This is a genomic window from Caballeronia sp. A2-2, assembly GCF_057612605.2.
In genome coordinates, this window is record NZ_CM172587.1 from 2,624,104 (window position 1) to 2,637,902 (window position 13,799).

A 13,799-nucleotide genomic window follows, 5' to 3' on the forward strand; every position below is an offset into this window, starting at 1 on the left:
CGGAATTGTTAAGCATTTTCAGAATAGATCCTTGCAGCGTCGTTAAGCCGCTCCTATAATCCTGCCTAGTCAATTATTGCAAACGCACGATTATTCACAAATGAGCGACGCACCCACCCCGAGCCTGATCAGCGATTACGCGCTGAACGAAAGCGTCGGCTACCTGATCAGCCGCGTGCGCTCGACGATGTGGAACATGGTCACGCAGCACACCACATCCGAGCTAGGCATCACCGGCACGCAGGCGAGCATCATGTTCATGCTGGCTAAGGGCAAGTGCGCCACGGCGGCGGATATCGCGCGGGAATATGGTATCGATGCGAGCGCGGTGACGCGCCTGATCGACCGGCTGGAGAAGCGCGGGCTGCTGTCACGCGTGCGCAGCGAGGCCGACCGGCGCGTGGTGCAACTGGCCCTCACCGGCGACGGCCGCGCGATGGCCGAGCAGGTGCCCGCCATCTTCACGCGCGTGCTCGACAATCTCCTCACGGGCTTCACGCCGGAGGAAGTCGGCTTCCTGAAGAACATGCTCAGGCGCATTCTGGCGAACTCCTGCGATCCCGCCGCCGCCGCGCTGCTAACGGGCAGCGACAAGCCCGGCACGTGATTGCAACGACAAGTAAATCGAGACACGATCAAGGCAAACGAAGCCTACAAAATGATTGCAACGTCCATGTTTAATTCCTCTCTCACGAGACGAACGATGAAACACCTTTCCTCGTCCGCGCCTGCCGCCTTGCGTTTCGCGCAACGCGCGGCAGTCATCGCGGCGGCGCTCGCGGTCGCGGGCTGCGCGAACTACTCGGGCATTTCGAGCGACAAGAAAATCGCCACGCCCGGTCACTACGACAGCGCGCAGAGCGTGCCCGGTCAGGGCGGCCAGTGGCCGACGCTCGACTGGGCGCAGCAGTTCGGCGACCCGCAACTCTCGCAACTGATCGCCGAGGCGCTTCAGGATTCGCCGACGATTGCGCAGGCGCAGGCGCGCATCGCGAAGGCATCGGCGTATATCGAAAACTCGCGTTCGGCACTGTATCCGAAGGTCAACGCGTCGTATTCGTGGAATCGCGAACTGTTTTCCGGCAATGCGCTGTATCCGCCGCCGTATGGCGGGACGTGGTACAGCGAGAACAACGTGCTGGCCAGCGCCTCGTGGGATCTCGATCTCTGGGGCAAGAACCGCGCGCGGCTGAATCAGGCCGTCTCGCAGGAAAAGGCCGCCGAAGCGGATATGCAGCAGGCGCGCGTGACGCTCGCGGCGTCGGTGGCGCGCACGTATAACCAGCTTGCGCTGCTCTACGCGTTGCGCGATGTCACGCAGCGCGAGATCGCCAATCGCCAGGACGTGGGGCGCATCACCAACGGGCGCGTGACGGCGGGGCTCGATACCAAAGTGGAAGTCCGCACGGCGGAAGGCAACGTCGCGACGAGCCAGACGAACCTGAGCGACCTCGACGGCCAGATCGAATCCGTGCGTTATCAGATTGCCGCGCTGCTCGGCAAAGGCCCGGATCGCGGATTGCAGATCGCCAAGCCTTCGATCAACACTAAAGTGAGCGTGGCGCTGCCGGACAACGTGCCCGCCGATCTGATCGCGCGCCGCCCGGATATCGTCGCGGCGCGCTGGCAAGTGGAAGCCTCGACGCACAACATCAAGGAAGCGAAGGCGGAGTTTTTCCCCGACATCAACCTCGCGGCAGGCTTCGGTTTCGACGCGTTCGGCTGGGGCCGTTTCCTGACCGCGGGCAGCCGTCAGATTCAGGCCGGTCCCGCGATCCATCTGCCGATCTTCGATGCCGGCGCCTTGCGTTCCCAGTTGAAAGGCCGCTACGCCGACTTCGACAACGATGTCGCGAACTACAACCAGACGATCATCAACGCGCTCAACGACGTGGCGACCAACATCTCCGCGATCCGCGCCGTCGACAAGCAAATGGGCGATGCACAACGCGCGCTGACGGCGGCATCCAGCGCGTACAACCTCGCCGTGATTCGCTACAAGGCCGGCTTGTCGCCGCAGCTTCAAGTGCTGACGGCCGATGAAAACCGCCTCGCCAACGAGCAGACCTTGACGAATCTGCGCATGCGCCGCAGCGACCTGCAGATCGCGCTGATCCGCGCGCTCGGCGGCGGGTTTGACGCGACGAGCGCGAATCTCGCGATCGATGGCAGCGGACAGAAGCCATCGGCGAATTAAGCCACGCACAGCAACAGCATACGCATCACGACAATACGAAATACTCGGAGTCTTTCATGAGCGACCCTCAACAAAACGCCGCCGCAGCCGCCGCGAACGCGCCGGCGCCCAAGCAGAACACCGGCCGACGCCGCCTGCTGATGACGCTGATCGTGCTCGTCATCATCATCGCCGCCGTGGCTTACGGGCTGTACTACTTCCTCGTGGCGCGCTTCCACGAATCCACCGACGATGCCTACGTGAACGGCAACGTCGTGCAGATCACGCCGCAGGTCACGGGCACGGTCATCTCCGTGAACGCGGACGACACGCAGACCGTCAAGGTCGGCGATCCGCTCGTCGCGCTCGATCCCGCCGATTCGAAAGTCGCGCTCGATACCGCCGAAGCCAATCTCGCGCAGATGGTGCGTCAGGTGCGCACGTACTTCGTGAACAACGGTCAGTACGAAGCGCAGATCGCGCTGCGCCGCTCGGACTTGTCGCGCGCGCAGGACGACCTGAAGCGCCGCATGCAGGTGGCGCAGACGGGCGCGGTGTCGCAGGAAGAAATCTCGCACGCGCGCGATGCGGTGCGCGGCGCGCAGGCTGCGCTCGACGCCGCCCAACAGGAACTCGCGTCGAACCGCTCGCTCACGGCGAACACGAGCATCGCGCAGCATCCGAACGTGCTGGCCGCGGCCGCCAAGGTGCGCGATTCGTACATCAACTACGCGCGCAACACGCTGCCCGCGCCGGTCACGGGTTATGTGGCGAAGCGTTCGGTGCAGGTCGGCCAGCGCGTCGCGCCCGGCAATCCGCTGATGGCGATCGTGCCGCTCAACGGCGTCTGGGTCGATGCCAACTTCAAGGAAGTGCAACTGAAGCACATGCGCATCGGTCAGCCGGTGGAACTGACCGCCGATCTGTACGGTTCGAGCGTCGTCTATCACGGCAAGGTGATCGGCTTCTCGGCGGGCACGGGTTCGGCATTCTCGCTGCTGCCCGCGCAGAACGCGACGGGTAACTGGATCAAGGTCGTGCAGCGTCTGCCGGTGCGTATTCAGCTCGATCCGAAGGAACTGGAACAGCATCCGCTGCGTATCGGCCTGTCGATGGACGTGGATGTGACCATCAAGGACGATCAGGGCGGCCAGCTCGGTCAGGCGACCAACACCGTCTATCAGACCAACGTGTTCGACAACTACGGCGCGCAGGCCGATCAGGAAATCGCGCGGATCATCCAGCAGAACGCGGGTGAAGGTCCGGGCACGCAGGGCACGGCTACGTCGTCGTCATCGCGTGCGAAGACCGCTTCCGCCACGAAGTTGATGTAAGCGCGTATCCGTCATGTCTCAGCAAAACATCGTTCATCCACCGCTTCAGGGCGCGAAGCTCGTCATCGGGACGATCGCCGTGTCGCTCGCGGTGTTCATGAATGTGCTCGATACGTCGATCGCCAATGTGTCGATTCCGTCGATCTCGGGCGACCTCGGCGTGTCGTCGGATCAGGGCACGTGGGTCATCACCTCGTTCGCGGTTGCCAATGCGATCTCGGTGCCGCTGACCGGCTGGCTCACGCAGCGGCTCGGCACAGTGCGCCTGTTTCTCGGCTCGATCATTCTGTTCGTGATCGCGTCGTGGCTGTGCGGGCTCGCGCCGACGCTGCCGTTCCTGCTCGCCGCGCGGGTGTTGCAGGGCGCGGTCGCCGGCCCGATGATCCCGCTCTCGCAAACGCTGCTGCTCGCGAGTTATCCACGCGAGAAAGCGCCGATGGCCTTGTCGATGTGGTCGATGACCACGCTCATCGCGCCGGTCGCCGGCCCGATTCTCGGCGGCTGGATTTCGGACAACATCGCGTGGCCGTGGATCTTCTACGTCAACATTCCGGTGGGCATCGGCGCGGCGCTCGCCACGTACGCCATCTTCCGCGACCGCGATTCGGCCATTCGCAAGGCGCCGATCGATGCCGTCGGGCTCGGCCTGCTCGTGGTCTGGGTCGGCTCGCTTCAGATCATGCTCGACAAGGGCAAGGACCTCGACTGGTTCAATTCGACGACCATCGTCGTGCTGGCGCTGGTCGCGGTGATCGCGTTCGCGTTCTTCCTCGTATGGGAGCTGACGGCGGAACATCCGGTGGTAGATTTGTCGCTGTTCGCGCTGCGCAACTTTTCGGGCGGGACGATCGCGCTATCGGTCGGCTATGGCCTGTACTTCGGCAATCTGGTGCTGTTGCCGCTGTGGCTGCAGACGATCATCGGCTATACGGCAACGGATGCCGGTCTGGTAATGGCGCCGGTCGGCGTGTTCGCGGTGCTGCTCTCGCCGATCACCGGCAAGTTCCTGCCGCGCACGGACCCGCGCCGCATCGCGACGGCCGCGTTCCTCGTGTTCGCATTGTGCTTCTGGATGCGTTCCCGCTACACCACCGGCGTCGATACGTTCTCGCTCACCGTGCCGACGCTGATTCAGGGTATCGCGATGGCGGGCTTCTTCATTCCGCTGGTGTCGATCACGCTGTCGGGCTTGCCGGGACATCGCATTCCGGCGGCGTCGGGCTTGTCGAACTTCGTGCGGATCATGTGCGGCGGTATCGGCACGTCGATTTTCTCGACGGCGTGGGAGCATCGCTCGATCGTGCATCACGTTCAGTTGACGGAGCAGGCGAACGCGTTCAATCCGACCTTCTCCAACTCCATGCAGCAAATGAACGCGCTGGGTTTCTCGCACGATCAGACCTACGGCCTCTTTAACAGCATGGCGACGCAGCAGGCCGCGCAGCTCGGCGTGAACGATATGTTCTATATCTCGGCGGGGATTTTCGTCGCGCTGATTGCGTTGATCTGGATTACCAAACCGGAACGCGCGGGCGGGGATTCGGCGGCGGCGGCATCGGCGGCGCATTGAATCTTTGAACTTAGGCAGGAAGACAAAAAGCCCGGAGACGATCCGGGCTTTTTGTTATTGCGCGATAACGATCAAGCGCTCGGGCGCGAGCACGCCCTCGCCTGCTTTCGCCACGCCGAGTAATCGACCGCTCTCCTGCGCGTAGACACGCACACGGCCTTCTTCGAGGCGCGTTTTGGCGACATCCGCCAGACGCAGGCGTTGGCCGTGGAGAAAACGTTTTGTCGCTTCATCGTCGAGGCGCACGGCGGGGAATGTGGAGAGCAGCGCGTCTACCGGCTGAAGGCGTGCGTCGCGTTCGGTTTCGGCAAGATCGGCCAGCGCATCCAGCGTCACCGCGTGTTCGAGCGTCAGCGCGCCCACGCCCGTGCGCCTGAGCGCCGTCAGATGCGCGCCGCATCCGAGCGCTTCGCCAATATCTTCGGCAAGCGTGCGCACATACGTGCCCTTGCTGCACGTCACGCGAAACGTCACGAGCGGCAACGCGCACGCGATCATCTGCAACGCGAGAATCGTCACCGGACGCGCCTCTCGCTCGACCGTCTGACCGGCGCGAGCGTATTCGTAGAGCGGCTTGCCATCGCGTTTGAGCGCGGAGTACATCGGCGGAATTTGCACGATGTCGCCGAGAAATTTCGCCATCGCTTGCTCGACGGCGGACTCGTCGCACGTCACGTCGTGCGTGTCGATGGCTTCGCCTTCCGCATCGCCCGTAGTCGTGCGGATGCCCAGACGCATCGTGGCTTCGTATGTCTTGTCGGCTTCGAGCAGATCCTGCGAGAACTTCGTCGCTTCGCCGAAACACAGCGGCAAGAGGCCCGTGGCGAGCGGATCGAGCGTGCCCGTATGGCCGGCCTTCTTCGCCAGATACAAGCGCTTCGCCTTGATGAGCGCATCGTTGCTCGACAAACCGAGCGGCTTGTCGAGCAACAGCACGCCGTCTAGCGCGCGGCGCGGAATCTTCGTGCCGCCCTTCATTTACGCGCCTTCTTCGTCATCTTTGGCGCGCGAAGCGTTGGCTTCATCGATCAGACGCGACATCTCGACGGCTTTCTCGATGGTCTGGTCGTAGTGGAAATGCAGCGTCGGCACCGTATGAATGTGCAGCCGCTTGAACAGCAGATTATGCAGATGCCCCGCCGCGTGGTTCAGCCCTTCCTGCGTCTGTTGAGGATCGCCCGTGAGCGTCGTGAAATACACCTTCGCGTGCGCGTAATCGGGCGTGAGTTCCACGCTCTGAATGGTCACCATCCCGATGCGCGGGTCTTTCACCTCGCGCAACAGGTCGGAAAGATCGCGCTGGATCTGATCCGCAATCTGCACGTTGCGGTTCGCCGACGTCCGTTTTTTAGCCATGATGTTCTATCCGTTTTCTTGCGTGCGCCGCGCCAATAAAAAAGGCGGAGCGAGCCGCGAGGCCCGCTCCGCCCGTGGGCTCGGCGTACTCAGTGCATTACAGCGTACGAGCCACTTCCGTCACTTCGAAGACTTCGAACTGATCGCCTTCGACGATATCGCTGAAGTTCTTCACCGACATACCGCACTCGAAGCCCTGACGCACTTCCTTCACGTCGTCCTTGAAGCGCTTGAGCGAATCCAGCTCGCCGGTATGGATCACGACGTTGTTGCGGATCACGCGCACCGACGAGGAACGCTTCACCACGCCGTCCGTGACCATACAACCCGCGATCAGACCGACCTTCGGCACGCGGATCACCTGACGCACCTCGACCATGCCCGTCACCGTTTCGCGCTTCTCCGGCGAGAGCATGCCGGACATCGCTGCCTTCACTTCATCCACTGCGTCATAGATGATGTTGTAGTAGCGGATGTCGATGCCATTCGCCTCGGCCACCTTGCGCGCCTGAGCATCCGCGCGCGTGTTGAAGCCGATGATGACCGCCTTCGATGCCGTCGCCAGGTTGACGTCCGACTCGCTGATCGCGCCGACCGCGCTGTGCACGATCTGCACGCGCACTTCGCCGGTCGAGAGCTTGAGCAGCGACTGCACCAGCGCTTCCTGCGAGCCCTGCACGTCCGCCTTGACGATGAGCGGCAGGTTTTGCACTTCGCCTTCGCCCATCTGTTCGAGCATGTTTTCGAGCTTCGCTGCCTGCTGCTTGGCGAGCTTCACATCGCGGAACTTGCCCTGACGGAACAAGGCGATTTCACGCGCCTTGCGTTCGTCCGGCAACACGATGACTTCCTCGCCCGCTGCCGGCACTTCCGACAGACCCTGAATTTCCACCGGAATGGACGGGCCTGCCGACTTGGTCGGCTTGCCGGTTTCGTCCAGCATGGCACGAACACGGCCGTACGCGCTGCCCGCCAGCACCACGTCGCCGCGGTTCAGCGTGCCCGACTGCACGAGGATGGTCGCGACCGCGCCCTTGCCCTTGTCCAGCTTCGCTTCGATGACGAGACCCTTGGCCGGTGCTTCCACCGGTGCGGTGAGTTCCATCACTTCGGCCTGCAGCGACACGTTTTCCAGCAGATCGTCGATGCCCTTGCCGGTCTTCGCCGACACTTCGAGGAACGGCGAATCGCCACCGTATTCTTCCGGCACCACGCCTTCCGCGACGAGTTCCTGCTTCACGCGCTCCGGATTCGCATCCGGCTTGTCGATCTTGTTGATCGCGACGACGATCGGCACGCCGCCCGCCTTAGCGTGGGCGATCGCTTCCTTCGTCTGCGGCATCACGCCGTCATCCGCCGCGACCACCAGAATAACGATGTCGGTCGCCTTCGCACCGCGCGCACGCATGGCCGTGAAGGCCTCGTGACCCGGCGTGTCGAGGAAGGTGACGACGCCGCGCGGCGTTTCGACGTGATACGCGCCGATATGCTGCGTGATGCCGCCCGCTTCGCCCGCCGCCACTTTCGCGCGACGGATGTAGTCCAGCAGCGAGGTCTTGCCGTGGTCGACGTGACCCATGACCGTGACGACCGGCGGACGCGGCAGCTTTTCCGCCGTGTCTTCCGTGGCTTCGCCTTCGACCAGCAGCGCTTCCGGATCGTCCAGCTTCGCCGCGACCGCGCGATGGCCCAGTTCCTCGACGACGATCATCGCGGTTTCCTGGTCCAGCACCTGGTTGATCGTGACCATCTGGCCGAGCTTCATCATCACCTTGATGACTTCCGAAGCCTTCACCGACATCTTGTGCGCGAGATCCGCCACCGAAATGGTTTCCGGCACATGGATTTCGCGGATGATCGGTTCGGTCGGCGCCTGGAACGACGTGTTCTGATCCTGATGCTTGCCGCGACCCTTCGGACCGCCGCGCCAGCCGCGATCGACCCCGCCGCTGGAGTCGCCGCGTGTCTTCATGCCGCGACGCTTCGATGCATCGTCCTGCTGCCAGCCAGCCTTGCCGCCGGCCTTTTTCTTGTCGCCCGCGCCCGCCGGTGCGGTCGATGCCGGTGCAGCCGCGCCCGTCGTGGCCGGCTTCTTCGCCGCAGGCGGACGCGCGGCAGGCGCGCCTTCCGGCCGTGCAGGCTTGTGAAGCGTGCCCTTGGCTTCGGCAGCCTTGGCGGCGGCAGCGGCGGCCGGTACTTCTGCCGGCTTCGCCGGTTCCGGCGCCTTGACCTGCGCCTTGCGCGGCGTGTTCATCATTTCGCGGATGGCGCGTGCCTCGGCTTCCGCCGCCGCGCGACGCTTCGCGATTTGTTCCTGTTCCAGACGCGCCTTCTCGGTTGCCGCGCGTGCGGTTTCCTCCGCCTTCTTGGCGGCTTCGCGCTGCGCAGCACGTTCGCTGGCGGCTTTTTCCTCGGCGGCCTTCTCGGCGGCTTCGCGCATGGCGCTGTCGTCCTTCTCGACCGGCTTCGGCTCGGGCTTGGTTTCGGCAGCAGCCGGCGTACGCGCTTCCTGACGCGCGGCCTGCGCCGAACGCGACAGTTCCGCGGCCTGAGCGGCAGCGGCGGCACGGCGCGCCGCTTCTTCTTCCTGCTTGCGGCGCTCGGCTTCCGCCGCTTCCTCGCGGGCGCGACGTTCGGCTTCTTCCTGTTCCAGCTTCGCCTGACGCTCCTTCAGCTCGCGCTCCTCGCGTTCGAGCTGCTCGGCGGCACGGCGCGCTTCTTCCTCGCGGCGCTGGAGTTCGGCTTCGTCGACTTCCGGTTCCTCGACGTGATTCGCCACCGGCTCCGACTGCTCGGCACCGGCTTCGTCACGCTTCACGAAAACACGCTTCTTGCGCACCTCGACCTGAATGGTGCGAGCTTTACCCGTTGCGTCGGATTGTTTGATTTCCGACGTATGCCGGCGGGTCAGAGTGATCTTGCGCTTGTCGGCATCGGCGGAGCCGTGCGACTTGCGCAAATGATCGAGCAGACGCGCCTTGTCCGTCTCGGACAGGTCGTCGTTCGCGCTCGCTTTCTGTACGCCAGCCGCCTGCAGTTGCTCCAGCAGCACGCCTGCAGGCATTTTCAGTTCCGCGGCAAATTGGGCTACGTTGTTACTCGCCATTCATTCCTCTTGATGCAAGGAAAAGTCCTTGCTGTTAGATCGGGGTCACGCGGCCAGACAGGCCGCCAAATTTCAGTGCGCCATGGTCATTTCTCACTGGAACCAGTGTTCACGTGCTTTCATGATCAACGCCTTAGCGGCATCCTCTTGCATTCCGGTCATTTCGACCAGTTCATCCACTGCCAACTCCGCGAGTTCGTCGCGGGTATAAATCTGTTGCTCGGCGAGTTTCGCGAACAGTTCGTCGTCCATGCCGTCGAGACTCTTCAGATCGAGCGCCACGCCCTCGACCTTTTCTTCGTTCGCAATCGCCTGGGTCAACAATGCGTCGCGCGAACGGTTGCGCAACTCGTGCACGGTGTCTTCGTCGAAGGCTTCGATTTCGAGCATTTCGTTGAGCGGCACGTACGCGATTTCTTCGAGGCTCGTGAAGCCTTCGTCGATCAGGATGTCGGCGACTTCCTCGTCCACATCCAGACGCGCCATGAACAGATCGCGCAACTTGCCGCGTTCTTCGTTCTGCTTCAGCGCAGACTCGTCCGGCGTCATGATGTTGATCTGCCAGCCGGTGAGTTCTGAGGCGAGCCTCACATTCTGGCCGGCACGGCCGATGGCGACGGCGAGTTCGTTTTCGTCCACGACCACGTCCATCGAATGCTTTTCTTCATCGACGACGATCGACTGGACGGCTGCCGGCGCAAGGGCGCCGATCACGAACTGCGCGGGGTCTTCCGACCATAGCACGATGTCCACGTTCTCGCCACCAAGCTCGTTACGCACGGCCTGCACGCGCGAACCGCGGATGCCGACGCATGTTCCGATGGGATCGATGCGCTTGTCGTAGGCGATCACCCCGATTTTCGCACGCACGCCGGGATCGCGCGCGGCCGCCTTGATTTCCAGCAGCCCTTGTTCGATTTCCGGCACTTCCAGCTCGAACAGTTTCATCAGGAACTCGGGCGCGGTGCGCGAGAGTTCGATCTGCGGGCCGCGCGCCGTGCGATCGACCTTGGCGATATACGCCCGCACGCGGTCGCCCACGCGCAGGTTTTCCTTCGGAATCAACTGGTCGCGGCGCAGCAGCGCTTCCACGCGACCCGATTCGACGATGAAATTGCCCTTGTCCAGCCGCTTGACCGAGCCGGTCATGATCTTTTCGCCGCGCTCGAGGAAGTCGTTCAGGATCTGCTCGCGCTCGGCGTCGCGCACCTTCTGCAGGATGACCTGCTTGGCGGCCTGCGCGCCGATCCGGCCGAATTCGATCGACGGAATCGGCTCCTCGATGAAATCGTCCACTTCGGCGTCGGGCTTTTGCTCTTTCGCCTCGAACAGCAGGATTTCCTGATCCGGCTCCTGCAGACCGGCTTCGTCCGGCACCACGCGCCAGCGGCGGAAAGTCTCGTGCTCGCCGCTTTCACGGTCGATGGCCACGCGAATATCGACGTCTTCCTCGAACAGCTTCTTCGTTGCCGAAGCCAGAGCGGCTTCCAGTGCTGCGTACACCACGTCCTTGTTGACGTTTTTTTCGCGCGCCAGCGCATCCGCCAGCATCAAAACTTCGCGACTCATTGTTTGCGGCTCCTAAAGTCAACCTTGGGGACGAGACGTGCTTTATCGAGGTCCGCGAGCGTGAAATCCAACATCGCGGCGCCGTCCTTCCCTTCAAATTCCAAACCGATCGTTTCGCCTTCGGGGGCGTGCACGATGCCCCGGAAGGACTTGCGCCCGTCCAGCGGCTTCTTCAGTGTGATGACGACTTCGCTGCCCGCGAAGCGTTCGAAATCGGCCAGCTTCCTGAGCGGACGGTCGAGTCCCGGCGATGAGACTTCGAGCCGGTTGTAGTCGATATTCTCGACTTCGAGCAAGTACTGGAGCTGACGTGTGACCTTCTCGCAGTCTTCGATGGCGATACCGGCCGGCTGGTCGATATACACACGCAGCATGCCGCCTCCCGCGCGTTCGAGATCGACAAACTCATAACCCAGGCCCGAAACCGTGGTTTCAATCAATTCCGTCAGTTGCACAGTAACTCCAAGGTGTTCGCGCGCTCCACGCCGAAACACCTGCGGGCAGCGCCTACCGAGCGGGCGCGCACCCTTGCTCCCGAGATGCCGAACCGAAAAGCCAAAAAAAAATGGGCCAACGCCCATCTTCTTCAACCGAGGTCGCACCCGGGCAGCGAAGAATAACTACGTGCCCAGCGACTTCAAGATTTTAGCCGTTTTTCGCGATAAACGCAAACGTAGAGCCCGTGTTGGGGGCCGTTTCGCGCCTGTTTTGCCGGGTTTGGCGGCATGTTCGGAGCGGCTGGCCGCGACTGAACACGCTTACGCATTGCGGTAAACGAAACCGGCCGGAAAACGATGTTCCGGCCGATCCGTCATCGCTGCGGGTCAACGTCCCCGCGTGCGATTGCGTGTGCCGCGCGGCGCGCCCGGCTTGCCCTGACCGGTGCCTTGCGGGCCACCGCCCGAACGATTGCCGCGCGGACCGTTGCCGTCTGCGGTGCGCTTGCCCTGCGCGCCCATGCCCGGCGCGCTGCCTTGCGGACGCGGACCGCGCGGACCGCCGCGCCCGTTGTTCGCGCGATTGCCATTCGGCTCCTCGCCGAAACGGTTGCCGTTCGCCTCGCGTCCGCGACGATTCATACCGCCGCCCGCGTTGCCACCGAAGCCGTTTCCGGACGCACCACCGGCACCGCCCAGCCCGAACGCGCCGGGCATGCCATTGCCTTGCGCGCCGCGCCGGCCGCCGCGTCCCGGCGTCTGCTGCTGCATCATGCGTGAGTGCGAACTCAGCACCGGCTCGCGCGTGATGATGCCCATCGACGTTTGCATCGGATCGGGTTGAACGCGCGGTGCGGAATCGCGTCCGCCCTTCTCGGAAGTCGGCACCTTGAGTCCGACCGTCGCCATCAGGCTGCGCACCTGATTGTCTTCCAGCTCTTCCCAGCGGCCGCGCTTCAGATTGCGCGGCAGCGCGATCGGACCGTGGCGCGTGCGGATCAGCCGGCTGACCATCAGGCCGGCGGCTTCGAACATGCGTCGCACTTCGCGATTGCGGCCTTCGGCCAGCGAAACGTGATACCAGTGATTCGTGCCCTCGCCGCCGCCATCCTGAATACGCAGGAAGTTCGCGGGGCCGTCGTCGAGTTCGACGCCTTTGAGCAGCTTCTGCTTCATCCCTTCCGACAACTGGCCGACCACGCGCACCGCATATTCACGCTCGACGCTGTAACGCGGATGCATGAAGCGGTTCGCCAGATCGCCCGACGTCGTGAGCAGCAACAGGCCTTCCGTGTTGAAGTCCAGACGACCGACCGCGAGCCACTTGGCGGTTTTCATCGACGGGAGTTTGTCGAATACGGTCGGACGGCCTTCAGGGTCAGCGTGGCTGACGATCTCGCCCGTGGGCTTGTGATACAGCAGGATGCGCGGCGGCTTGCTTGCCAGCTTGCGCCGGATCGGCTTGCCGTTGATGCGAACCTGATCGGTCGGCAGAATGCGCTGCCCGATATGCGCAGGCTCGCCGTTCACCGACACGCGCCCCGCGATGATCAGTTCTTCCATGTCGCGACGCGAACCCATGCCGGCATCCGCGAGCACTTTGTGGAGCTTCGGTGCGTCGTCGTCGGGTTCCAGCACGCGCTTTTGTTGCGGGGCGTTGCGGCCACGGCGGAGCATCGGCGCGCGCACGCCGGCGGCGTTGTTATCGGCGTCGAACGCGGGGGATGTCACGTAGGCGAAGACGTCGTCCACGGCAGCGGCGGCCGCATTTTCGACCGCTGCCGGAGCCGCCGCGTCACCGCGTGGCTTGCCGCGCTTTTGCTGTGCGTTCCTGCCGCGCGGCGGCGGCGTGGTCGATTCGCCTGCGCCTTCCGCTCTCGCTTCCCCGTTCGCGCCTCGCGCTTTGCCGTTGCGACGCGGCCCGGACGCACCGCCTTCGCTCGCCTCTCGACGGGGCCGCGCATTACGCGGCGCGCGCGCTGGCGCATCGGCGACGCCGTCGGCCGGCGTCTCGTTTTCGGTTTCGCCCGGCGTCGCCGTGCCTTCCGTGCCCTTCGTCTTGGCGACAGCGCGACGCCGCGCAATCAGACTGCGCGGGCCTCGGCGCAAGCCGCGGCGCGGACGATCTTCGCCCTCACCGCTTTCGTCGGTGCGCGTGCGTTCGCCGGCATCGGCCGACTCTGGGGCGTCCGCGGCATGCGCGTGGCGCACGGATTCAGGCGAATCGCTGTCGTGGGAGTGTGTCAAAACA

10 protein-coding genes are annotated in these 13,799 nt (G+C 63.7%); 4 read left to right on the forward strand and 6 right to left on the reverse strand.

The features are described from left to right. Positions 1–100: 100 nt before the first annotated feature. The 4 genes from ACZCWR_RS12440 (at position 101) to ACZCWR_RS12455 (ending at position 5,080) form a co-directional block, all read left to right on the forward strand. Complete coding sequence (locus ACZCWR_RS12440; protein ID WP_487301063.1) at positions 101–607, forward strand: MarR family winged helix-turn-helix transcriptional regulator; 507 nt, start codon at positions 101–103, stop codon at positions 605–607. Positions 608–703: 96 nt separating this feature from the next. Next, positions 704–2,197, forward strand: a complete 1,494-nt coding sequence (locus ACZCWR_RS12445; RefSeq protein WP_487301064.1) for an efflux transporter outer membrane subunit — start codon at positions 704–706, stop codon at positions 2,195–2,197. A 56-nt stretch (positions 2,198–2,253) separates the two neighbouring features. Further along, a complete protein-coding gene (locus tag ACZCWR_RS12450; protein WP_487301065.1) occupies positions 2,254–3,510 on the forward strand; it encodes an EmrA/EmrK family multidrug efflux transporter periplasmic adaptor subunit in 1,257 nt (418 codons plus the stop codon). 13 nt (positions 3,511–3,523) lie between these two features. After that, positions 3,524–5,080 (forward strand): DHA2 family efflux MFS transporter permease subunit, encoded by a 1,557-nt coding sequence (locus ACZCWR_RS12455; protein WP_487301066.1) that lies wholly within the window; start codon positions 3,524–3,526, stop codon positions 5,078–5,080. A gap of 54 nt (positions 5,081–5,134) precedes the next feature. Here the strand turns inward: ACZCWR_RS12455 and truB are convergent, their stop codons facing one another. From truB to rluB, 6 genes are all read right to left on the reverse strand, one after another. Next, positions 5,135–6,058 (reverse strand): tRNA pseudouridine(55) synthase TruB, encoded by a 924-nt coding sequence (truB, locus tag ACZCWR_RS12460; RefSeq protein ID WP_487301067.1) that lies wholly within the window; start codon positions 6,056–6,058, stop codon positions 5,135–5,137. After that, a complete protein-coding gene (gene rbfA, locus ACZCWR_RS12465; RefSeq protein ID WP_487301068.1) occupies positions 6,059–6,436 on the reverse strand; it encodes a 30S ribosome-binding factor RbfA in 378 nt (125 codons plus the stop codon). Between the two features lie 97 nt (positions 6,437–6,533). After that, positions 6,534–9,542 (reverse strand): translation initiation factor IF-2, encoded by a 3,009-nt coding sequence (infB, locus tag ACZCWR_RS12470; RefSeq protein WP_487301069.1) that lies wholly within the window; start codon positions 9,540–9,542, stop codon positions 6,534–6,536. A 93-nt stretch (positions 9,543–9,635) separates the two neighbouring features. Beyond that, positions 9,636–11,111: a transcription termination factor NusA gene (gene nusA / locus ACZCWR_RS12475; protein WP_487301070.1), complete on the reverse strand. Its 1,476-nt coding sequence runs from the start codon at positions 11,109–11,111 to the stop codon at positions 9,636–9,638. Beyond that, on the reverse strand, positions 11,108–11,566 hold the full coding sequence (gene rimP, locus ACZCWR_RS12480) for a ribosome maturation factor RimP (RefSeq protein WP_487303318.1): 459 nt from the start codon (positions 11,564–11,566) through the stop codon (positions 11,108–11,110). Before rimP ends, nusA begins: the two co-directional genes overlap by 4 nt. Before the next feature lie 369 nt (positions 11,567–11,935). Beyond that, the gene (gene rluB, locus ACZCWR_RS12485; RefSeq protein WP_487301071.1) at positions 11,936–13,795 is read right to left on the reverse strand and encodes a 23S rRNA pseudouridine(2605) synthase RluB; all 1,860 of its coding nucleotides are present in this window, start codon (positions 13,793–13,795) and stop codon (positions 11,936–11,938) included. Positions 13,796–13,799: the final 4 nt, after the last annotated feature.

What these genes read in the sequence shown, in the direction of transcription:
- ACZCWR_RS12440 (WP_487301063.1), top strand. Translation starts at nt 101, where the DNA reads ATGAGCGACGCACCCACCCCGAGCCTGATCAGCGATTACGCGCTGAAC.
- ACZCWR_RS12445 (WP_487301064.1), top strand. Translation starts at nt 704, where the DNA reads ATGAAACACCTTTCCTCGTCCGCGCCTGCCGCCTTGCGTTTCGCGCAA.
- ACZCWR_RS12450 (WP_487301065.1), top strand. Translation starts at nt 2,254, where the DNA reads ATGAGCGACCCTCAACAAAACGCCGCCGCAGCCGCCGCGAACGCGCCG.
- ACZCWR_RS12455 (WP_487301066.1), top strand. Translation starts at nt 3,524, where the DNA reads ATGTCTCAGCAAAACATCGTTCATCCACCGCTTCAGGGCGCGAAGCTC.
- truB (WP_487301067.1), bottom strand. Translation starts at nt 6,058, where the DNA reads ATGAAGGGCGGCACGAAGATTCCGCGCCGCGCGCTAGACGGCGTGCTG.
- rbfA (WP_487301068.1), bottom strand. Translation starts at nt 6,436, where the DNA reads ATGGCTAAAAAACGGACGTCGGCGAACCGCAACGTGCAGATTGCGGAT.
- infB (WP_487301069.1), bottom strand. Translation starts at nt 9,542, where the DNA reads ATGGCGAGTAACAACGTAGCCCAATTTGCCGCGGAACTGAAAATGCCT.
- nusA (WP_487301070.1), bottom strand. Translation starts at nt 11,111, where the DNA reads ATGAGTCGCGAAGTTTTGATGCTGGCGGATGCGCTGGCGCGCGAAAAA.